Annotated in this window: 22 protein-coding genes and 4 pseudogenes; 11 read left to right on the forward strand and 15 right to left on the reverse strand. The window is 65.5% G+C overall.

The genetic code is table 11. The features are described 5' to 3' along the window. Positions 1-46: 46 nt before the first annotated feature. The gene (locus MKK50_RS16985; protein WP_499023976.1) at positions 47-868 is read right to left on the reverse strand and encodes a cobalt-precorrin-6A reductase; all 822 of its coding nucleotides are present in this window, start codon (positions 866-868) and stop codon (positions 47-49) included. 56 nt (positions 869-924) lie between these two features. On the opposite strand from MKK50_RS16985, the gene MKK50_RS16990 reads away from it, so the two are divergent. Then, positions 925-2,202 (forward strand): DNA polymerase IV, encoded by a 1,278-nt coding sequence (locus tag MKK50_RS16990; RefSeq protein WP_499023978.1) that lies wholly within the window; start codon positions 925-927, stop codon positions 2,200-2,202. Positions 2,203-2,212: 10 nt separating this feature from the next. Here MKK50_RS16990 and MKK50_RS16995 read toward each other — a convergent pair whose 3' ends face one another. Next, positions 2,213-3,079, reverse strand: a complete 867-nt coding sequence (locus tag MKK50_RS16995) for a cell envelope integrity EipB family protein (protein WP_499023980.1) — start codon at positions 3,077-3,079, stop codon at positions 2,213-2,215. Between the two features lie 524 nt (positions 3,080-3,603). On the opposite strand from MKK50_RS16995, the gene MKK50_RS17000 reads away from it, so the two are divergent. Further along, complete coding sequence (locus MKK50_RS17000; RefSeq protein WP_253368422.1) at positions 3,604-4,143, forward strand: GcrA family cell cycle regulator; 540 nt, start codon at positions 3,604-3,606, stop codon at positions 4,141-4,143. Positions 4,144-4,251: 108 nt separating this feature from the next. On the opposite strand, the gene phoB is transcribed toward MKK50_RS17000, so the two are convergent. From phoB to pstS, 6 genes are all read right to left on the reverse strand, one after another. Continuing rightward, the gene (gene phoB, locus MKK50_RS17005; protein WP_003600784.1) at positions 4,252-4,956 is read right to left on the reverse strand and encodes a phosphate regulon transcriptional regulator PhoB; all 705 of its coding nucleotides are present in this window, start codon (positions 4,954-4,956) and stop codon (positions 4,252-4,254) included. Between the two features lie 79 nt (positions 4,957-5,035). After that, positions 5,036-5,749: a phosphate signaling complex protein PhoU gene (gene phoU / locus MKK50_RS17010; RefSeq protein ID WP_253368423.1), complete on the reverse strand. Its 714-nt coding sequence runs from the start codon at positions 5,747-5,749 to the stop codon at positions 5,036-5,038. A 131-nt stretch (positions 5,750-5,880) separates the two neighbouring features. Next, entirely contained in the window at positions 5,881-6,696 is an 816-nt protein-coding gene (gene pstB / locus MKK50_RS17015) for a phosphate ABC transporter ATP-binding protein PstB (protein WP_003600786.1), read from the reverse strand. A 41-nt stretch (positions 6,697-6,737) separates the two neighbouring features. Beyond that, positions 6,738-7,631 (reverse strand): phosphate ABC transporter permease PstA, encoded by an 894-nt coding sequence (gene pstA / locus MKK50_RS17020; RefSeq protein WP_499023983.1) that lies wholly within the window; start codon positions 7,629-7,631, stop codon positions 6,738-6,740. 43 nt (positions 7,632-7,674) lie between these two features. Beyond that, the gene (gene pstC / locus MKK50_RS17025) at positions 7,675-8,649 is read right to left on the reverse strand and encodes a phosphate ABC transporter permease subunit PstC (RefSeq protein ID WP_253368427.1); all 975 of its coding nucleotides are present in this window, start codon (positions 8,647-8,649) and stop codon (positions 7,675-7,677) included. A 114-nt stretch (positions 8,650-8,763) separates the two neighbouring features. Continuing rightward, the gene (gene pstS, locus MKK50_RS17030; RefSeq protein WP_253368429.1) at positions 8,764-9,804 is read right to left on the reverse strand and encodes a phosphate ABC transporter substrate-binding protein PstS; all 1,041 of its coding nucleotides are present in this window, start codon (positions 9,802-9,804) and stop codon (positions 8,764-8,766) included. 449 nt (positions 9,805-10,253) lie between these two features. Here pstS and MKK50_RS17035 point away from each other — a divergent pair, with 449 nt between their 5' ends. Next, the gene (locus MKK50_RS17035; protein WP_499023985.1) at positions 10,254-10,529 is read left to right on the forward strand and encodes a hypothetical protein; all 276 of its coding nucleotides are present in this window, start codon (positions 10,254-10,256) and stop codon (positions 10,527-10,529) included. A gap of 41 nt (positions 10,530-10,570) precedes the next feature. Here the strand turns inward: MKK50_RS17035 and MKK50_RS17040 are convergent, their stop codons facing one another. The 4 genes and pseudogenes from MKK50_RS17040 to MKK50_RS17055 form a co-directional block, all read right to left on the reverse strand. Next, positions 10,571-10,777 carry a hypothetical protein gene (locus MKK50_RS17040; protein ID WP_253368430.1) on the reverse strand — a complete coding sequence of 69 codons (207 nt, stop codon included), beginning with the start codon at positions 10,775-10,777 and terminating at the stop codon, positions 10,571-10,573. Positions 10,778-11,716: 939 nt separating this feature from the next. Beyond that, on the reverse strand, positions 11,717-11,968 hold the full coding sequence (locus tag MKK50_RS17045) for a PilZ domain-containing protein (protein WP_499023987.1): 252 nt from the start codon (positions 11,966-11,968) through the stop codon (positions 11,717-11,719). A 190-nt stretch (positions 11,969-12,158) separates the two neighbouring features. Continuing rightward, positions 12,159-12,514 (reverse strand): annotated as a pseudogene (locus MKK50_RS17050) (hypothetical protein). Positions 12,515-12,652: 138 nt separating this feature from the next. Next, positions 12,653-12,937, reverse strand: coding sequence for a hypothetical protein (locus MKK50_RS17055; protein ID WP_499023989.1), 285 nt, complete (start codon positions 12,935-12,937; stop codon positions 12,653-12,655). Between the two features lie 410 nt (positions 12,938-13,347). Here MKK50_RS17055 and MKK50_RS17060 point away from each other — a divergent pair, with 410 nt between their 5' ends. The 5 genes and pseudogenes from MKK50_RS17060 to MKK50_RS17080 all read left to right on the forward strand — a co-directional run. Continuing rightward, a complete protein-coding gene (locus MKK50_RS17060) occupies positions 13,348-13,911 on the forward strand; it encodes an NAD(P)H-hydrate dehydratase (RefSeq protein ID WP_499023991.1) in 564 nt (187 codons plus the stop codon). A gap of 192 nt (positions 13,912-14,103) precedes the next feature. Next, complete coding sequence (locus tag MKK50_RS17065) at positions 14,104-14,358, forward strand: hypothetical protein (RefSeq protein WP_012255755.1); 255 nt, start codon at positions 14,104-14,106, stop codon at positions 14,356-14,358. Positions 14,359-14,385: 27 nt separating this feature from the next. Further along, positions 14,386-14,661, forward strand: a complete 276-nt coding sequence (locus MKK50_RS17070) for an adenylosuccinate synthase (RefSeq protein WP_499023992.1) — start codon at positions 14,386-14,388, stop codon at positions 14,659-14,661. Positions 14,662-14,849: 188 nt separating this feature from the next. Further along, positions 14,850-15,224 carry a DUF4440 domain-containing protein gene (locus MKK50_RS17075; RefSeq protein ID WP_499023994.1) on the forward strand — a complete coding sequence of 125 codons (375 nt, stop codon included), beginning with the start codon at positions 14,850-14,852 and terminating at the stop codon, positions 15,222-15,224. A 132-nt stretch (positions 15,225-15,356) separates the two neighbouring features. Beyond that, positions 15,357-15,503 (forward strand): annotated as a pseudogene (locus MKK50_RS17080) (IS3 family transposase); the annotation flags it as partial. A gap of 217 nt (positions 15,504-15,720) precedes the next feature. Here the strand turns inward: MKK50_RS17080 and MKK50_RS17085 are convergent. From MKK50_RS17085 to MKK50_RS17095, 3 genes and pseudogenes are all read right to left on the reverse strand, one after another. Further along, positions 15,721-15,942 (reverse strand): annotated as a pseudogene (locus MKK50_RS17085) (IS110-like element ISMno7 family transposase); the annotation flags it as partial. Next, a pseudogene (locus MKK50_RS17090) lies at positions 15,938-16,935 on the reverse strand (IS630 family transposase); the annotation flags it as partial. The pseudogenes MKK50_RS17090 and MKK50_RS17085, both read right to left, overlap by 5 nt. An 80-nt stretch (positions 16,936-17,015) precedes the next feature. Further along, positions 17,016-17,782 (reverse strand): IS5 family transposase gene (locus tag MKK50_RS17095; protein ID WP_499023996.1). Its coding sequence is split into 2 segments (ribosomal slippage): positions 17,016-17,470 and positions 17,470-17,782, totalling 768 coding nucleotides; the frame shifts between segments, so codons are not numbered across the junction. Between the two features lie 68 nt (positions 17,783-17,850). Here MKK50_RS17095 and MKK50_RS17100 point away from each other — a divergent pair. From MKK50_RS17100 to MKK50_RS17110, 3 genes are all read left to right on the forward strand, one after another. Then, the gene (locus tag MKK50_RS17100; RefSeq protein ID WP_499023998.1) at positions 17,851-18,294 is read left to right on the forward strand and encodes a hypothetical protein; all 444 of its coding nucleotides are present in this window, start codon (positions 17,851-17,853) and stop codon (positions 18,292-18,294) included. A gap of 385 nt (positions 18,295-18,679) precedes the next feature. Continuing rightward, positions 18,680-19,654: a Hint domain-containing protein gene (locus tag MKK50_RS17105; protein WP_499023999.1), complete on the forward strand. Its 975-nt coding sequence runs from the start codon at positions 18,680-18,682 to the stop codon at positions 19,652-19,654. Between the two features lie 298 nt (positions 19,655-19,952). Beyond that, a complete protein-coding gene (locus MKK50_RS17110) occupies positions 19,953-20,201 on the forward strand; it encodes a hypothetical protein (RefSeq protein WP_499024000.1) in 249 nt (82 codons plus the stop codon). Positions 20,202-20,545: the final 344 nt, after the last annotated feature.

A 20,545-nucleotide genomic window follows, 5' to 3' on the forward strand; every position in this document is an offset into this window, starting at 1 on the left:
GCATCACCCTGCCATGGCATCGGGGCCGGGCGGCGTCGAGCCGGATTTAGGACAGTCCTCGCGCAGCGAGCCGCGCCTCGAGCCAGGGCAGCACGCCCGCGGCATCGGGCACGGCCGGCACATCCGGCAGGGCAGGGCGGGCGACGATCACCACGGGCAGGCCCAGCCGGCGCGCGGCCTCGATCTTCGGATAGGTCGCCGCGCCGCCGGAATTCTTCGTCACCAGCACCTCGATGCGCGCCTCACGCATGAAGCGGATCTCGTCATCGAGCGCGAAGGGGCCACGGGCGCTGACGGTGACGAGGTTCGGCACCGGCAGCATGTCGCCGACCGGCTCGATGGTGCGCACGACGTAAGCGTGCTGCGGCGCGCGGGCGAAGGCCGCCAGTTCCTGCCGGCCGATCGTGAGGAACACCGTTCTCGGTGCGGCCCCGAGCGCATCGAGACAGGCCGGGACGTTCGCGGCTGCGATCCAGTCGTCGCCCGGCTCGCGCTCCCAGGCCGGGCGACGCAGAGCGAGCAGCGGCACCGCGACAGCCCTGCACGCTTTGGCCGCATTGGCCGAGATCCGCGCGGCGAAGGGGTGGGTCGCGTCGATCACCGCCTCGATGCCGTTCTCGGAAAGCCACCGCGCCAGCCCTTCGGCGCCGCCGAACCCGCCGATGCGGGTCGGCACCGGTTCGGGCCGTGGCGCAGCGGTACGGCCGGCCAGTGACAGTGTCACCGAGACATCCGGCTCGCGCGCCAGCCGGGCGACGAGTGCGCTGGCCTCGGTGGTGCCGCCAAGCACGAGGATGCGCAGGGGCGGCGCATCGGGATTCGGCGTGGGATGGCGCGCGGGAGAACCCTGGTCGGCGGCTCGGGACATTCGTACAACCTGTCTCGCCCGCATCAGCCCGGCAAAGGCCGGGCGAGGTTTTCGACGTGAGACCCTTCTGCCGCGATTGCCTGACGATGCAAGCCGAGGGCGCCCTGCGCTGCCGCGGATGCGGCTCGCCGCGCCTTCTCGCGCACGCGGCCCGCGACGCGTTGAGCATCGCCCACGTCGATTGCGACGCCTTCTACGCGGCGATCGAGAAACGCGACGACCCTTCCTTGCGCGACAAGCCGCTCATCATCGGCGGCGGCAAGCGCGGCGTCGTCTCCACCGCCTGCTACCTCGCCCGGATCTCCGGGGTGCGTTCGGCGATGCCGATGTTCGAGGCGTTGAAGCGCTGCCCCGATGCCACCGTGCTGCGGCCGGATATGGAAAAGTACGCCCGCGTCGGGCGCGAGGTTCGGGCGATGATGCTGGCGCTCACGCCGCTGGTCGAGCCCGTTTCCATCGACGAGGCGTTCCTCGACCTCTCCGGCACCGAACGCCTGCACGGGACGAGCCCGGCGGTGACGCTCGCCCGCTTCGCCGCACGGGTCGAGGCGGAGGTCGGCATCACCGTGTCGGTGGGATTGTCCGCCAATAAGTTCCTGGCCAAAATCGCCTCGGACCTCGACAAGCCGCGCGGCTTCTCGATCATCGCGGGCGAGGATGCCGCGACCTTCCTTGCCGACAAGCCGGTCGGCATCTTGCCCGGCATCGGCGAGAGCGCGCGAAACCGCCTCGCCTCGCTCAACATCCACAGGGTCGGCGACATCTCGCGCGCCGACCCGGTGCGTCTCCAGGCATCCCTCGGGCGGGATGCACTGCGTCTCATCGATCTCGCCGCCGGCCGGGACCGGCGGCCGGTGCGCCCGACCCGCGAGGCCAAGAGCGTCTCGTCCGAGACGACCTTCTCGACCGATCTCACCCGATTCGAGGATCTGCGGCCGATCCTCTGGCAACTCTGCGAAAAGGTGTCGGCGCGGCTCAAGCGGGCGGAGCTCGCCGCCGGCAGCGTCACGCTGAAACTGAAGGACGCCCGCTTCCGGCTGCGCACCCGAACCCGCGGCGGCCTGAAACCCACGCAGCTCGCCGACCGGCTCTTCCGCGAGGGCGAGCCGATGCTGCGGGCCGCCTGCGACGGTACCGCCTTCCGTCTGATCGGCATCGGCGGCGGCGATCTCTGCGGTGCGATCCATGCCGACCGTGGCGACCTCGCCGACCAGGGCATCGAGCGCGTCGCCCGCCGCGAGGCGGCGCTCGACCGGCTGCGGGAAAAGTTCGGCAACGCCGCGATCCAGCGCGGCCTCGTCTTCACCGGCGAGGCGGAGCGGCGCCGAAGCTGAAGCGCGACGGCTACTTCTTGCAGTCCGCCCCGGATTTCGCGTCGGCCTTGGCGAGATCGAGCCGCGTCAGATTCCCGTCGATCGCGAAATCCCCGTAATCGAGGTGGAGCCGTCCGCTGACGCCGTCCTCGTAGAGGTCGAAGGTGAGGGTGTAGATCGGCGTACGCTCGCCCCCGCCGGGGGTGAAGTAGCTCAAGGTGACCGGCCAGCGCCGCATGGCGCCGTGGTCGCCCTCGCGCAGCGGCTTGTCGCGCTCAGTGTCGGCGGCGGGTGCCGCGCTCGGGCGGCCGATGATGCCCAGCGTGTCGTAGACCTTGCGCCCATCATCCGAGCCGTCGAACACCTTGGCCGAGACCGTCGTCTCGCCCGCCTTGGCCGCCTCGATCAGGCGGATCATGTGGTGGATCGGAAACAGGACGGCGCCCTCGGCCTGGAACCCGTCGCGCTTCGGCTCCTTGAGCTTCACCCTGAGCGCCTCGGCCGCCTCCGCCGTCCCATCGACAGCCGGGGAGGGCGCATTGTTGAGGATGGTCGTGGTGCGGAAGCGGAAACTCTTGCCGTCGCCGTTCTCGAAGGTGGTGCTGCGCAGGTCCGAGGTGCGGTCGCCGGACTCGCCGGAATTGAGCATCGTCACTTGGCGCGTCTGCATGGTGTAGCCGCGGCAGGCGTCACCCGAGAAATCGATGACGATGCGCCCGCGCACGCCTTCGACCGCCCGCGTTCCCTCGGAGCGCGCCAGCGACAGGTCGTAGACCGCGCGGTGGTTGGTCAGCCGGATTGCCGCCTCGTTCGGAACCGGCGCGGCCGGCCCCGCGGCCATCGCACTTCCCGGCATCGCGGCAAGGAGGAAAAGGGCCGGCGCGAGGCGCAGTCGCATGCGATCTCCCAAAATCCGATCGAGATCCGATCGAGGACGGTTGTCCACAGGCGGCAGGCCGGCGGACGACGTCCGTCACATAGTCATCCCGACCGCCCGGACAATCTTTTTCGATCGCGCACCCCACGCGACCGCGAATATGCCGGCCGTCCGCGCAGCCGCCCGCCCCCTCGGCCAATCGGACATGGCTCGATCCGCTTGCTCGAAAAAGATCAAGTTTACGCAATGCGTTAACGACTAGCGGAGGATTCGCTCGCCCCGCCGCCGGAACCGATCCGGACCGGCGTCATGCGAGCCGGATTGCCGGGGGGAAACCGGACCGCGAGACGCACGGACCCTTGCTCCGCGGCCGAGCTGTCCTGTAGTCTCCACAGCGTCGCCAACGGCATCTTTGGCGTCTGTTAACCGACATGTGCAGGGCCGGATTGCGGCCCCTGGCCATGCCTGCTGTCGCCATGCGTGGCAGCAGAGCCGCGCTGTCGGTCGGTCTTTGCGTTCAAGGATGTTTCGACGTGGAGGGGACAATGACGGAAGCGGTCCCGAGCTGGACGGATGAGCGCGTGGAGCTGCTTCGTCGCCTATGGGACGACGGCTTGAGCGCCAGCCAGATCGCCCTCCAGATCGGCGGCGTCTCGCGCAACGCGGTCATCGGCAAGGTGCATCGCCTCGGACTCTCCGGCCGCGTCAAGCCGATGGGTTCGTCGTCTCAGGGTCGGCGCCGGGACGAGCTGGCCGCCGAGGTCGAGATGCAGGCCGTGGTGGTCGAGGAGCCGACGCTGCCGGAGCCACCCGCGATCGTCGCGCACAGGCCGGCACCGGACTTTCCGCTGCCGAAAAAGCCCGCCCCGGAGCCGGTGGCTCTGGCGGTCTCCGAGCGGGTCACCATCATGGACCTGCGCGAGTCGATGTGCCGCTGGCCGATGGGCGACCCGACCTCGCCGGACTTCCGCTTCTGCGGCGGCCGTGCGATCACGGGTCTTCCCTACTGCACCCAGCACGCGCAGATCGCCTATCAGCCGGCTGCCGAGCGCAAACGCGACCGCCGCGTCGCCGGCTTCCGCTAAAGGCTCCGGTCGGGCACGATCCGCAGGGGTCGTGCCCTCGATCGCTTCGGCTTCGCCTTACGGTGACGGAGAAGTGCGGAACCGCGAAGCGACCAGCTGGAAGCCGTATCATTCCGCTCCGGCGAACATCTCGTCGAACGAGTAGCCGGAGCCGCGCACGGTGCGGATCGGGTCGCTCTGGCGCGGGCGGTTGATCGCCTTGCGCAGGCGGCCGACATGAACATCGACCGTGCGCTCGTCGATGTAGACATCGTGGCCCCACACGCCGTCGAGCAGCTGCTCCCGCGAGAAGACCCGGCCCGGGCTCTGCATCAGGTATTCGAGCAGCTTGAACTCGGTCGGACCGAGATGGATCTCGCGGCCCTGCCGGCGGATGCGATGGCTGACGCGGTCGAGTTCGATGTCGCCGGCCACGAGCATGTCGGAGACGTGGGTGGGCTTGGCGCGGCGCAGAAGCGCACGGACGCGGGCGAGCAGTTCAGGCACGGAGAACGGCTTGACGACGTAGTCGTCGGCGCCGGTCGAGAGGCCGCGCACGCGGTCGGTCTCCTCGCCGCGGGCGGTCAGCATGATGACCGGCAGGCGCTCCGTTTCGCGGCGGGCACGGATGCGCCGGCACAACTCGATCCCCGAGAGGCCCGGCACCATCCAGTCGAGGAGGACGAGGTCGGGCGTCGTCTCATGCAGGCGAAGGTCGGCCTCGTCGCCGCGGACCGCGACATCGACTTGGAAACCCTCCGCTTCGAGATTGTAGCGCAGCAGGGTCGTCAGCGATTCCTCGTCCTCGACGATCAGAATGTGCGCACTCGTCATCGCCCGTCTTTCCATCCGTCACGCCCGGCCCTCGTGAGAGGAGCCGGAGGCGTCTCTTGATCGCCGCGCCGCCTAACCCTTAGGCGCCCGGCGTAATCGTCGCGTAGTTCGAAGCGTCGTTCTTGGGCCGCTCGGCCGTTGGCGTCTCACCGGTGACGAGGTATTCAATGGTTTCGGCGACGTTGGTGGTGTGATCGCCGATCCGCTCGACGTTCTTGGCGCAGAACAATAGGTGCGTACAGAACGAGATGTTGCGCGGATCCTCCATCATGTAGGTCAGGAGTTCCCGGAACAGCGAATTGTAGAGCGCGTCGATGGCGCTGTCCCGCTCCCAAACCTCATGGGCAGCGGTCACGTCGCGGCTGGCATAGGCATCGAGCACGTCCTTGAGCTGTTCCTGCACGAGGTCGCTCATGTGCTGGACGCCGAGCACGATCTTCTGCGGCTGGGCCTGATCGCTGATCGCCACGACGCGCTTGGCGATGTTCTTGGCCAGATCGCCGATCCGCTCGAGGTCGCCCGAGACGCGGATGCCGGAGATCGTCTCGCGCAGGTCGATGGCCAGCGGCTGGCGCCGGGCGATGAGAAGAACCGAGCGCTCCTCGATCTCCCGCTGCAGCAGGTCGAGGCGCTTGTCGGCGACGATCACCGCCTGGGCGAGGGTGGTATCCCGGCGCACCAGCGCGTCGGTGGCATCCGTCATCATCTTCTCGGCCACGCCGCCCATCTCGGCGATCGAGCGGCGCAGGTTCTCGAGGTCGGTGTCGTAGGAGGAGACGATATGGTCGGCCATGTCGCGAATTTCCCGATCAGGCGGTCGGACGAGGGCGCACTCAAACTGCGATGGACACGGGTCCGGCGGAAGAGGGCGCGTCTCAAAGAGGGCGCAGGGAGGCCACGACTGCCTTGCAGTCGCGGCCGATCTCAGCCGAAGCGGCCGGTGATGTAGTCCTGGGTCTGCCGCTTGGCCGGGTTCATAAAGATCTTCGTGGTCGCGTCGAACTCGATCAGCTCGCCGAGATACATGAACGCCGTGAACTGCGAGATGCGGGCGGCCTGCTGCATGTTGTGGGTCACGATGACGATCGTGAACTCGGTCCGCAACTGCTCGATCAGCTCCTCGATGCGGCCGGTGGAGATCGGGTCGAGGGCCGAGGTCGGCTCGTCGAACAGGATCACCTCGGGGCGCTGCGCCACGGTGCGGGCGATGCAGAGGCGCTGCTGCTGGCCGCCGGAGAGGCCGGTGCCGGACTGCTTGAGCTTGTCCTTGACCTCGTCCCACAACGCGGCCTTGCGCAGGGATTCCTCCACGCGCACGTCGAGCTCGGCCTTCGGAAGCTTCTCGTAGAGGCGCAAGCCGAAGGCGACGTTGTCGTAGATCGACATCGGGAAGGGAGTCGGCTTCTGAAACACCATGCCGACGCGCGAGCGCAGTTCGTTCAGGTCGATCTTCGGATCCAGAACGTTCTGCCCGTCGAGCAGGATCTCACCTTCCGCGCGCTGCTCTGGATAGAGGCTGTAGATGCGGTTGAAGGTGCGCAGCAGCGTGGACTTTCCGCAGCCCGAGGGGCCGATCAGCGCCGTCACCTGCCGGTCGCGGAAATCGAGGTTGATGTCCTTCAGGCCGTGGAAGCTGCCATAGTAGAAGTTGAGGTCCTTGCAGGCGATGCGCACCGGCGCCTTGACGTCGGCCGGGCTTCGGCCTTCGAACTGGCTGCGGATCGCGGGGGAGGCGCTCATCGGATTGTCTCGCAGGTGGGAGGTCTGTCCGTGGGGCGGCCTCAGCGCGCCCTCTGGTCCTTGATCACAAGGCGGGCCACCACCGACAGGGCCAGGATGGTGACGGTGATGAGGAGGGCGCCCGCCCAGGCCAGGCTCTGCCAGTTCGGATAGGGCGACAGCGCGAACTGGTAGATCATCACCGGCAGGTTGGGCACGCCGCCGAGCAGGTTCGCGTTGAACCAGCTGTTGTTGTTGAGTGCCGTGAACAGCAGCGGCGCGGTCTCGCCGGCGATGCGGGCGAGCGCCAGGATGATGCCGGTGACGACACCCGCACTCGCCGCACGCCAGGTGATCGCGCGGATGACGAGGGAACGCGGCGCGCCGAGGGCGGCGCCGGCCTCGCGCATCTGGCTCGGCACGAGGCGCAGCATGTCCTCGGTCGTGCGCACGATCACGGGGGTGGCGATGATGGCGAGCGCCACCGCTCCCGCCCAGCCGGAATAGGTCCCCATCGGCCGCACCATCAGCGTGTAGACGAACAGGCCGATCAGGATCGAGGGTGCGGAGAGCAGCACGTCGTTGAGGAAGCGGATGATGTCGGCGACCTTCGAGGTGCGGCCGTACTCCGCCAGGAAAGTGCCGGCCATCAGCCCGATCGGCGTGGCGATGACAATGCCGATGAACGTCATCACGAGGCTGCCGAGAATGGCGTTGGCGATGCCGCCCCCCACGGAACCCGGCCCCGGCGTCGGCTCCGTGAGCAGGGCGGGGGTGAAGCCCTTCACGCCCTCGACGATCAGCATCAGCAGGATCGAGCCGAGCACGACGATGCCGAGCAGCGTCGCGAGCGTGCTCGCCAGGATCAGGATGCGATCGGCGATCCGGCGGCCGGAGCGCACGCGGCTCGCACTCCGGGGGCGTTCGGCCGTTGCGAGGGGCGTGCTGACATCCATAGCGCGTCGTTTTCCGTAGGCGGGCGGCGTGGCGGACGATCGTTCAGGCGACCTTGGTGCGCCGCACTAGCAGGCGCGCGATGATCAGCACGAAGAAGGTGATGATGAAGAGCAGGCAGCCGAGCGCCATCAGCGAGGAGAGCTGGAGCCCGTCGGCCTCGTTGAACTCGTTGGCGATGCGCGAAGCGATGGTCGAACCCGGATCGAAGATCGAGGCGGAGAGGCGGTTGGCGTTGCCGATGACGAAGGTGACCGCCATGGTCTCGCCGAGCGCGCGGCCGAGGCCGAGCATGATCGCGCCGATGATCGAGACCGAGGCCTGCGGCACGAGGACGTGGCGCACGACCTCCCAGGTGGTGCAGCCGATGCCGTAGGCGCTCTCGCGCAGCACGGTCGGGATCTGGTCGAGCATGTCGCGGGTGATCGAGGCGACGAACGGCACGATCATGATCGCGAGGATGATGCCGGCGGTGAGCACGCCGACGCCGGAGGGAATGCGCGCGTACAGGATCGTGCCGACGATCGGGATCCCCTCGACGACGTTCGAGACCGGCACCTGCACGAAGCGGGCGAACAGCGGCGCGAACACGAACAGGCCCCACATGCCGTAGATGATGCTCGGCACGGAGGCGAGCAGCTCGATGGTCATGGCGACGGGCTTGCGGGCCCAACCGGGGCAGAGCTGCGTGAGGTAGATCGCGATGCCCAGCGAAACCGGCACGCCGATGACGAGGGCCAGCAGCGCGGCGGCAACGGTGCCGATCACGGCCGGCAGCGCACCGAACTGCTCGGTGCCGATGTTCCAGGCGCTGGAGGTGAGAAAGCCGAAGCCGAACTCGGTGAAGGCGGGCAACGCGCCGTAGATGATCGATCCGAGGATGCCGGCGAGCACCAGCAGCACGAGCAGAGCCGAGCCGTAGGCGGCGCCCTGGAACAGGCGGTCGGCGGTCTTGCTCGGGGCGGTGCGGGGCACGCCGCTCTCGCTGGCCAGGGCGATGGACTGGGTCAAGGCGGTCATCCGCGGAAGGGCTCTTCGAATGGAGGGCGTTTAGCGCGCCGTGGCGCGCGAGGCGAGCCGGACACTCGGAGAAAGACCCTCTCCCGAGTGCGGGAGAGGGCCTGAGAGGTTCGCTTACATGCCGAAGACGGGTTTGCCGTCCTTGCCCTTGATGCCCTTCCACTCCTCGTGGATCAGACCGACGACGGTGTCGGGGAGCGGCACGTAGTCGAGGTCGATGGCGAGCTTGTCGCCGTTCTTGTAGGCCCAATCGAAGAACTTCAGCACATCGCCGGCCTTCGCCGCATCCGCCGCATCCTTGTGGACCAGGATGAAGGTCGCGGCGGTGATCGGCCAAGCGTCGTCACCGGCTTGATTGGTCAGCGTGATCCCGAAGCCGGGGGTGGACTTCCAGTCGGCGCTGGCGGCGGCGGCCTGGAACGCCTTGTCGTCGGGCTGCGGATACTTGCCAGCCTTGTTCTGGATCAGCGCGTAGGCGAGCTTATTCTGCTTGGCATAGGCCGACTCGACGTAGCCGATCGAGTTCGGAACCTGCTTGACGGTGGCGGTCACGCCCTCGTTGCCCTTGCCGCCCTGGCCGACCGGCCAGCTCACCGTGGTGGCAGCACCGAATTCCTTCTTCCACGGCTCGGAGACCGAGGCGAGGTAGGTGGTGAAGATGTTGGTCGTGCCGGAGGCGTCCGAGCGGTAGACCGGGGTGATGTTGGCGTCGGGGAGTTTCACGCCCTCGTTCAGCCCGGCGATCTTCGGATCGGACCACTTCAGGATCTTGCCGGCGTAGATGTCGGCCAGGAGCTCACCGGTCAGCTTGACCTTGCCGGCCTCGATGCCCGGGACGTTGATCACCGGCACCACGCCGCCCATGACGGTCGGGAACTGGACGAGGCCATCCTTCTCGAGTTGGGCGGGCTTCAACGGCGCGTCGGTGGCGCCGAAATCGACGGTCTTGGCCTGGATCTGCTTGATGCCCCCGCCCGAGCCGATCGACTGGTAGTTCAGGCCCGTTCCGGTTTCCTTGCGATAGGCTTCGGCCCACTTCGAATACACGGGGAAGGGGAAAGTGGCACCGGCGCCGGTGATGTCGGCGGCCAGGGCCGAGGTCGCAAGCTGGGCGGCCGCAAGGCCGACGGCCAGAGCGTAAGTGAAAGGCTTCACGAGCATCTCCGTAAGGTGTCGGGCGCATTGTCGGGGCCGGGCCTATTCTGGAACCGGTCTCGCTGCGACGCTGCTGCCATCTAGTGCACCGACGCGCCGCCTCTATGACGGCGACATGACGGTGACATGACAAGCCCGGGGAAGGCCTCGGAAAGCCCTTGGGGCATTTGAAATTTCGCTGGGGATAGGAGCGCAACGGAGCAATCGGCCCCTGGGAGCGTTTTGCACCTTTGGAGCGTTACCAGAGCAGGTACTTGGGTCCAGGTACTTGGGTCCGTGTCTCTCACGAAACATCCGCGGCACCATCGCAGCCAAGGCAGCGGTGATCAGCGCCCGGATGGTTCGGGGGGCGCTCTCAAAGTCGCCACGAGAGTGATCTTCGCAAGATCTCGCGCGAGACCCTGAGTGGCACCGGACCTGCGCTTGAAACGTCCGAGGAGACCGTCATCGTGACGGAGCCAAATTCATCCCACGAGGAGGAGCCCCTCCTCGATCCGGCCGATCCTCAGGGAGCGGCCTACCTCGCGCTCCATGCGGAGCGGGCCGCCCTTGAGGAAGAGCTGACGCTACAGCAACAGCGTCAGCGCTTCGGCAGCGATGACCGGGAAATCGCCTCGGCACGCGCGACCGAGTCATTTCTGCTCAAGGATCTCGATCGGGTGCTGACCATGATCCGTGCGGCCGAGGTCCGCCGCCAGCAGCCGAAGGCCAGACGCTGGCAGTGATCCTTGGGAGAGAGGTCTCTCGAGGCTGAGGGACCCGATCCCTAGGCGCTGCGGCGGCGATCGCGCTCTTTTTGCCGAAGTTGCAGCAGCAATTCCACTTGCGCGTCGGTGATCGGCTGCGCATCGCAGCGCTCGACGTAGGCGTCACGCAGGCCCTGTCCGATCCGATCGCGACTCTCGCCGTTCAGAGCGGGCATGGCAGCTTCGACGATCACGCCAGCGGGGTAGTCCGTCGCGAGATGTACCATGAATCGACCAGGCCGAATCTGAAGGAACCGTACCGCAACCGGCAAGAGGGAGCGATGGTGACGAGGATTGCATCGAGATGGTTAATAAAAACTTACCGTTGATGACGGGGCTGGCACTCGTGGGAGATGATTTGCGGTCCGTACGCAATCCGTGACTTTGCGACGTCAGCTCATGCGCCATGGAAAGCCGGATTGTTCGGTTGGCCAAGTGCCCTTCGGCGAGACAAGTTCTTCCGCCGTCCAACTCGTAGAGAGCAAATTTCGTGTGCTAGCGCACATAATGACGACGAAATTTTTCTCCCACGGCAGGCGTTTTCAGAAATGACACGTCTTGGCAGTGAGTTGACGATCCCGCCGGAGCCAGTTCACCGTTTACATCGCGGGATGATCGTCCGCGTCAGGCCCGTTTGAATCAGTGTCGTTGGGCTGCCAGCCCCCCATGCGGTACGCAGGCGACAGGCGGGTCGGTCTTCTCCCAAGAAACCGGCCCGCCACTCGCCGGCCCTTGAGGATCGCAGGCAGCTCACCGCAATTTGGGCTGATCTCGGATTGGCACTTACGGCTCGCGTCGCCCGCCTTCCGCCTTATCGCCTTGCCCCTGCTTCGCGCCACCTTGCTGATTGATCCTGTCGTCCCTGGAGACCGTCCCGCAGCTATGACCCTGGGGCATTAGACGGGGCTGACCGGGGCTTCGACTTCGTACGGCTGTTTCGTCTCGGCCATGAGGCATATCCGGCAGGGTCGACCCGGCAACGGCCCGCGCGGTTCGTCAAATACGGATCGGTTCCCGCCTTGCGTCGAACAGCGAAGACGGTCCTCGCCTCACCGGATCAAGTGACACGTGAAGCGGCGGTCAGCCCTTGGGCGGACCGAAGCGCTTTCGAGGCATTCTTAATCGCGCCATTTTTCGAGAGCCGGCGACAGCCGTCGGCACGACGCCTACCGATGCCGTGCGCCGATCATCTCGTCGGTCCGCCACAGGGTGCGGCACACCTTGATGGCCTCCTGATCCGAGGAGGTCAGCATAAACACCTCTGGGACGATGGAGGTATCCGGAACGACGATCTCGACGTCCTGCGCGGAGATATCGTGGACCCAGCACCCGATCGAGGTGTGTTCATCGACCGCGATCAACCCGGCCTGGCCGGGCGTCGGAGGGGCGTCGATTGGGAATCCTGCATGCCTGGACATGGATGTCCTCACGTGAGCATCGAAGCATGGCAGGCGCCCGATAAGATGGCGTTGCGCCATCCCGTAAAGTTGGAGCAATCACGCATCGATCCGCGCGGGAAGAGCGTTCGAAGCGGACCGGCGCCCCGGCGACTGGGATCAACCGTCTCGCGCGTCCGCGGGGATCGCCCGGTCGCAGCGATCCGCCGGATCAGCGTACCAGCCACACGACGAGCCCGATCGCCAGGGCCACCACCACCATGACCCCGTAATAGGCCGGCATAACCCAACGGTTGGCGCCGTGCCCGGTCTGCATTCGGCTGGCCCTCCGGCGGCGCGGCCGGGTCTCCTCTTCGCGCGCCAGCGAGACGCATCCGCAGGTGTCCCGGCGGCCTCGTCGTCGGTCCCGAGGGGCGACAAGCCGGGATCGTGAGCGGGGATCTTATCGCCGGTTCGGCCAGAATCGATCTCGGCCTTCAGTTGCGCGGTGGTCGGACGCTCCGATGAAACGGGAGCTTCCGGCACATGGTCGGCCGGAGGGGGCGGAGTCTCGGAACGAAGTGCCATCGATCACACGCTTACCTAGAACATCATCTCGAAAGATGGTTGCCGGCTTTCGGAAAAAGATGATGCAAAAACAAAAAGCTAGAGCATCGATTGTGTTCGTGATCACCGCCCGCGTCGTTTGCCGACACCGGACCGGCGTTACTGTGCGCCGCCGCTTCCGCCACCACCGCTACCCTGCGGGACCGCACGCTCGGGCTGATTGGCATTGCCGCCCGCCGCGGAGTTTCGGCTGATGGTGCTGGCTCCCGTGGCGCCACGGGAGATCGTTTGGCCCCCGCCGCGTCCGCCGGTTACGCTACCGTCGCTCGTGACGGACCCGCGGCTCTTGTGACGAGAGCGGGCATCGGCCGATGTCGCCGTCAAGGGGACGAGGCTCACAGCCATGATTCCGGCCGCGCTCGCGAGAGTGAAAAAGGTTTTCATGGGGATTTCCAATGATCTGTCCATCATGAAACCCGAGGCCGCGATTTTGTATCCAATCGCCATCGGGAGACAGTGACGCGTTCGACCCGGCGTAGTCGAACCAAATCCCTCGTCATCTAAAAGGATCGGGACGCGTCGTCCCGCACTTTCCCCTCCGGCAGCATTCTGGACTTGCGAAGGATGACGCCGCGACGTTGGAGGGCGGGATCGATCCCGCCCCGGCCGGAGCACGCCTGCAGGGCTTTAGTGGGACACTGCCCCCCTTCTGATCGCCCCCAGGCTGAGCGCCGGGGACACGGCAGACGCGATCGTCACCGTACTTCTCGCGGCGCGGACCTCGTCGCCGCTCTTGCTCGATGCCGGCGTCATGGCCGGCCTCGGCGCGCAGTTAGACGCGGATCGATCGCGCGGTGATCAGGCCGCATGCCGACGACATAGCCCGGCTCCTGAGCGTCGACAGAGGCGCGGTCGAAGCGAATCCTCTGGCACCAGCTCAGCGGGCCGCCGAAAGGCACGGATGCGTCGTGATGATGAAAGGCGCGCAGAGCCGGATCGTGTCCCCCTCCGGTGAACCATGGCTCTACGGCGGCGGCGGACTCGGGCTAGCGACCTCGAGCCCCGGCGATGTCTTGACGGGCGTCGTTGCAGGGGTGTTCGAACGCAGCACGGAAGCGACGACAGCGGCGGCGGGGGGTCTATTTGCACGGGCAAGCGGGACGACGGCTCGCTGGGCGCGTCGGACCGATCGGCTTCCTGGCACGCGATATCGCCGACGAAGTGCCCGCCATCCTGCGTGCGGTCGATGCGGGCCAAGATCGGAGCCCGCAAAACCCGGCGATGAAGCGTCGCCCGGAACGTCCGGAACGGGTGAGAACCTATGCCCCCGCTGTCGCGGAAGCGGGCGGATCGAAGCTGAGAATTGCCCGGACTGCAACGGCACCGGAAAAGTCATCATCGGCATCGGTGGCGGTTGATCGCTCCTACGGCAGCCAATCACTCGCCGAGCGTGTCGGCCCTGCAAAACAGGCTCACGCGACGCCGTCTTTCGTGCTAGAACGAAAATAGAACAAGCGGGCGGCCGATTTCCGGCTCGGGCTTCCGAGACCACGACGGCTTGCCCAGCCTGTGAATGGCGGCCAGCTTGGCCCTGGTGCAGGAGAACGACGGTGACGATGCGGACGACCTACCTCGTGCAGACCTTCGTTTTGAAGCGCAAACGCCTGTGCCCCGGCGACCAGCAGGTATCGCCGACGGTGAACGGGGCGCTGAAGCGGGCCGAGGCGATGGCTACGCGGCTGCCGGGCACCGCCGCGATCCAGATCGTGGCCGACGACGAAACGGGAGAATTGGAAAGCGCGACGATTCTCGGCCGGTTCGGCGAGGTTCCAGAAGACTTCGCCGAGACGCTGCAGGCCGCCTGACGAAAGCATCGAGAAAAGAGGCATCACATGGCTTTCAAGCCGAAATCGGCCGCGGAGACGAAAGCGCGCGACCTGGGCCTGGCGCTTGCGCGGATCGCTGAGAACGAGGGCATGCCGGCCCATGTCGGGGTGGATGCTCTGCGCCGGTCGAGCCCGCGCCTGACGCCGCTGGCGATCGGGCAGATGGTGCGCAAGCACCGCGACATTCTCGAAGAGACGCTGGTCGAGCGGGGGCTGACACTCGTGGATTATGCCGACCAGGGACCGGGACGCGGCATGGAGTTCGAGGTCGCCAGCGCCTGAGGCGCATGAGTCGTGAGGCGACGCGTGCCATTCGGGTTCGCGTGGCACGTTCTGTGATGACGCTTGCCGAGGTCTTGGTGAGGGCGGCGCCCGCGGGGGGGACGCGACCATTGGGGCGGGTGCCGTCCAGGAACGATCAGGGCGCGCAGGTCTTGTCCCGGCACTTAAAGAGCCTGAGGAGGCCCGCCGTGGACGATGATCGTGTTTGGTCGTTCGAAAAGAGCCTTTGGACCGGTGACCCGGATCATTACCGCGAACTTGTCGATGACGAGTGCCTGATGGCGCTGCCGCAGCCGCCTTACGTGTTCGGCGGCGCTCAAGCGATCGAAGCGGTCGCGGACACGCCCCGTTGGTCCGACGTCGCGTTCGACGATGGCCGGATCGCGCGTCCCCAAGAAGGCCTGATCGTCATCGCCTATTCCGTGAAAGCGTCACGGGGCGAAGAAACCTACGAGGCCCATTGCACCTCGACCTACCGGCGGCTGTCACACGAGGAATGGCGGGTCGTCCAGCACCAGCAGACCCCGCGCATTCTCGCCCCCATTGTTGAAGAGGAACGCTGACGCGGCAGTCCCCTGATGGCAATTGCAGGGGCCCGCTCGTGTTGCAATGAACGGCCGAGTGCGTATCGACCTAACCGGCTGGCTTTGGACCGGGCTGATTGAAAGGATCAGCCGGGACTGAAGAAGTCGGACATGCGGCGATGTCAAAAGATAGGTGCGGAGCAGGTGGTGCTCAAGCTGCGCCAGATCGAGGTGCAGACAGCCCAGAACAAGAGCTTGGCGCTGGCGTGCAAGAAAGCGGAGATCTCCGCGCAGAGTTATGACCGCTGGCGCAAGGAGACGTTAGTGACATCACCGCGCCGACGCGCTCGATCAAAACCTCGCTTCCACCTGCCAGCGCACTTAGCCTATGCCCTCTGCAGCGCTACATGATTGGCAAAGTCGAGCTGATGTTCAGTCCCGTTGTGTGATGATACGTCGGAGACCGCATGCAAGGCCGCACTATGGGATAGGTTCTTCACGGCAGCGCCCGCACGACGAGCGGCTGTGTTGAAGGTCAAGCGGTGAGTGGCCGCCATGGCGTACGATCGCGGACGATAGCGTTGAGCGTCACCGGGAGCTTTCGCATCACCGCAACAAGGGCAACCTTCCTCGGTCGGCCACGCTGGGTGAGCCGTTCATAGAACGGTCGGAAGGGAGAGCCTCGCCGGATCGCGATCAGCGCAGCCATGTACAGCACACCCCGAACAGATGTTCGCCCGCCTGCAATGGATCGGGTCGCCGTTGCTCTCGGCGATGAAACGTTTGATGGCCGCCTGCACCTCGATCAGCGATCCGAACACGCCGCGCCGCAGGCGGCGTTTTGCGAGCTTGGCGAAGAAGCCCTCGACGGCGTTGAGCCACGAGGCTGAAGTCGGAGTGAACTGGAAGGTCCAGCGCGGGTGGCGGTCGAGCCAAGCACGGACCTTCGGGTGTTTGTGAACGGCGTAATTGTCCAGGATCGCGTGGAAGATTTTGCCCGCCGGAACCGCAGCCTCGACCGCGTTGAGGAAGCGGATGTACTCCTGATGCCGGTGGCGCTGCATGCAGCGGCCGATCACCTTGCCCTCTAGGACGTCCAGGGCGGCAAACAGGGTCGTCGTGCCGTGGCGCTTGTAGTCGTGGGTTGCGCGTCGTCGGCTGGCCTGGCTTCATCGGCAGCGGGTCCTACGTGCGGGCGAGCGCCTGAATTTGGCTCTTCTCGTAGACCGAGAGCACGACGGCATGGGCGGGCGGGTCGACGTAGAGCCCCACGACATCGCGCAGTTTGGCGGCGAAGGCCGGGTCGGTGGAGAGCTTGAACTGCCGGACTCGATGCGGCTGCAGCCCATGCCCACGCCAGATCCGTTGCACTGACGAGACGCTGATGGCCGCGACCTTGCTCATAGCGGCGGCCGTCCAATGCGTGGTCTCGCCGGGCGGATCTTCCTGCGTCAGAGCCACCGCGCGCGCCGCCACATCCGGCCCCAGCGCCGGGATGCGCGCCAGCCGCGTCTTATCCTGCAGGAGCCCTACGACGCCCTCCTGCGCGAAGTCGGTCCTGCCAGCGCCAGACCGCCGTCTTTGAGACGCCCGCCTCACGCATGATCGCGTGCGTCCCGAGCCCATCGGCGCTTAGCAACAGGATGCGAGCCTGCCAGACGTGCTTCTGTGGCGTGTTTCGATCCGCGACCAGGGCCTCCAACCGAAGGCGATCCGCGGCGGAGAGCTTGAGAAAGATGCCACTGCGCATCCTGCGAGACTCGCAGGGCGGGACCGAAACTGAAACCCCGAACGGACTCAAATGTCAGGGTTCAACACTAGGGCCTGTTGTCACTTGAGCCAATCGAGCGTTGCGGCGAGGCAGAGGACAGCGGCGAAGCTGACGGCGGTCTTCTGGTAGCGGGTGGCGACGGCGCGCCACTCCTTGAGGCGCGCCCATAACCGCTCGACGATGGTGCGGTTGTTGTAGGCCCAGTCCGGGCAGGCGAGTTGCTCTTCGTTGCGTTTGGTCGGGATCGCGGGACGCGCACCGGTGGTCCAGATGTGCTCGCGGAAGCCATGGCTGGAATAGCCGCGGTCGCCCACGACCCACTTGGGCACGCCGGGCAATTGGTCGAGGAGCGGAATGGCGTGAGGCAGTTCGTGGGCCTGCCGCGGAGCGATGCGGAAGGCGACGGCGCGGCCACTCCCGTCGGCGATCACGCAGGCCTTGGTGCCATAGCCGCCACGAGAGCGGCCAAGTGCTTCACGAGCGTCTCGCTCGGCCGCAGATCCCCCCTTTTTGCCGCGCCCGCCGCCTTCTGGTGAGCCCGAACGTTGCTGCCGTCGAGGAAGACCATGCCCAGCGCGACGCCGCGCTCCTGCACGCGATCGAGCAGCCGCTCCCACACCCCGGCGCGTGCCCGGCGGATGAAGATCTGTGCCGCCTGCCACCAAGGACCCAACTCCTCGGGGATGGCGCGCCACTTCGCCCCGTTCTGATGTCGCCAGAGGATCGCAGAGATCGTGCGCCGAAGCTCCTTGGGCGGTGTCTTGGCCTTCGGGCGACAGGCCTCGATCAGCGGCTGTAACTCACCCCACTGCGCGTCTGACAGCATCACGTCTCCTCACTGGAAAACGAGAAAACGCCAAAATTCGAAATCCGTTCAGGCGACGACAGGCCCTAGTGACAGGCGGCGGCGCCGTCCTTGGTGGCTGGATCACGAACAAGCAGGACCCGGTTCAATTCCTCAGCGGGAAGGTGCTGACGCCCGTAGTTCGGCCGGGCGACGACGTGAAGATCGAGCCCGATAACTACCGCGTCCTCCGCTGCCCGCAGACGACGTATCGCATCATCAACAAGCCGGACGGCGAGCGTAGCGTGCAGACCGACGACAAGCCGTCCGCGTTCGGCAAGCTCGGGCGGGAAAAGTACATCGCCAGCGTGCCGACGCCGTCCTCGACGCCGTTCGGCAAGGCGACGATCTACAGCTACACGGTGCGGATGTGTAACCCGTGGGAATGGATGTTTCCGGTGCAGTACGCCGAGCCGTGGCTCGATGAGTTCGAGTTCGGCTCAGAGATACGGCGCATCTCCCCAGAGCAAGCGAAGAACTCGCTTACGCGTTAGCCACTATCGAGCGCACGCGGCCCTGAATCAACGATCGGTGACCGCGGCGGAGTCCGTAGCGGCGGGGCGGCGAGTTGATCGCTGCTCACCATATTGGCTACGGAACATGATCGTACCCAATCAAATTGTAAACTCATCTATAGTTAGAGCGTCAAATAATATTGTATGGAAATTTCGAGGTACCTATTCTCGCACTAGTTCGTTGCTTCGACGACACACTCCGGCTCAAATCGCCCGTATACTGATCGGCGACCGAAAATTTCCCTCAAATGTTGTTTGATCGAAGTCGCCACCGAAGAAGATTTTCTAGGCTGGCCGCACGAAGATGTGCCTCGCGCCCGCCGATGATGTGATGGAAACGCGCTAACGGAAAGTGGAGGCAGCAATGGCACTTCCGATTGTTTTCAATAATCAGACCTATAACACTAATTTTTTGTCTCAAGACAATGATGGAGTTCAGAATAACATTTTCGAAAATGCGGACAACAATCCGCAGCCATACACCCTCAATGGCACCGTCAACGCTGTCGGAGACCCTGTTGTATTTACTTCCTCCAACGGGTCAGATCAATTCACAGCTTACGCAACAAATCTCGATAATCCAAATCAAATCGTTTTCAGCGATAATGCCGATGGATCAGGCATTGCAATCATTGCCTCGAACACGCAGCTTGTAGAGGGGGGCACTGAGACATTTTCTGAGACGAGCCTGGGTGATTACATACCTGTTTGCTTCACGACCGGCACGCAGATCCGAACGGTACGCGGTGAGATTGCGGTCGAGCATCTGCAGGCGGGTGACATAGCGATGACTGCGACCAGCCTCGCGCGACCTATCGCCTGGATTGGATCTCGCGAGATCGTGGCCGATAGCGGCTCGCTTCCCTTCAACCAGCAGCCGGTGCGCGTGCGCGCTGGCGCCTTCGGCGGCGGCCTTCCGGTTCGCGATCTCATCCTCTCGCCTGGTCACCCGGTGCTCGTCGGCGCGGATGCCGGCAACGAGGGCGGCGTGCTCGTGCCTGTGATGTGCCTGATCAACGGCACCACGATCACCCGCGAGCTGGTGAGCAGCGTCACCTACTGGCACGTCGAACTCGACGGCCACGACATCCTGCTCGCCGAGGGGCTTCCGGCGGAAAGCTACATCGACGGTGGCGATCGGGCCTTCTTCGCCGAAGGCTCGGACCATGCCCTGCACAACCCGGACTTCGTCGCTCCGGGTTGGAACGGTCGTTGCCGGCCGGTGGTGGTGGATGGACCGCTCGTCGAGGCTGAGCGGCAGCGGCTCGACGCTGTGTTTGCCGGCTCGCTGAACGCGGACTGCTCTTGGTGCGCAGACGAAGCTTTCCTCGCTGCATAGGAATGCTTGTCAGTCCGAGCGGTAGCAGCATGGCCCGCGCTGCTTGGACGATGGCGCTTCGTGCCTGCCGGACATCGCAGCGCCTACCCAGCCCCGCCGGCACTCGCCGCGCGGGGTTTTTCGTGCGCGTGGCGGACGGGGGCGCTTGGGATCGGCGGGACGCCACCCTCGTGAAAGGCGTCTGGCGGCCAGACAGTCTCGGCACATCGAAACAGGATGTGCCATGAGATGCTATGCAACATATGATTGTCTGTGCAGTCTCGTTCCGTAGGAGGATCCCCGCCGCAGGAGGCGCAGTATGGTCAGCACCAATCCGACAGCGAACGTGGAAAGCGATCCCGCGACCGATCGGTGTGAGCGCGCCCTTGCTGAGGCGATCGGCGGTCTCGAGACCATCCGCGATAAAGGGCCCGCTGACGATCCGGCCTATCCGACTCACGGAGGGATTGAGGAGCACGAAGCATGTGGCTTCGACTCTGCCTCGCACGAGCGCGCGGAGACCGCTCGGGGCACCCTGGCGAACGTAGAGGCGATCATGAAGGAGTGATCCGCCCAGAGGCGCTGATCTGGACTATCCGCCTGCCACAGCCCGTCTGCCCTATACCCGCCCTCCAGCGGGCTCTTCCATCTCGATACCCACCTTGCCCCGCCCGGCTCAGCCGCGGCAGGGTTTTTCTATACTCCAAGCTGAACGAGCGGCCGTGCGTGATCCAACATCACGATTGGTCCGCTGACGACCTTCGTGCGGGAGACGCCAGAGGAAATGGTGCGGGCGCCATAGTTAGAGTGCGAAGGATCGTAATCCAAAATTGTCGAGGATTGCATATGAACCATTGCGGACCATGGGAGGGCAAGTTCCTGGGCCGTCGAGAAGGCAATCGCCGACGTCCA

This window comes from Methylobacterium sp. J-043, assembly GCF_022829505.1.
Classification (GTDB): Bacteria; Pseudomonadota; Alphaproteobacteria; order Rhizobiales; family Beijerinckiaceae; genus Methylobacterium; species Methylobacterium extorquens_A.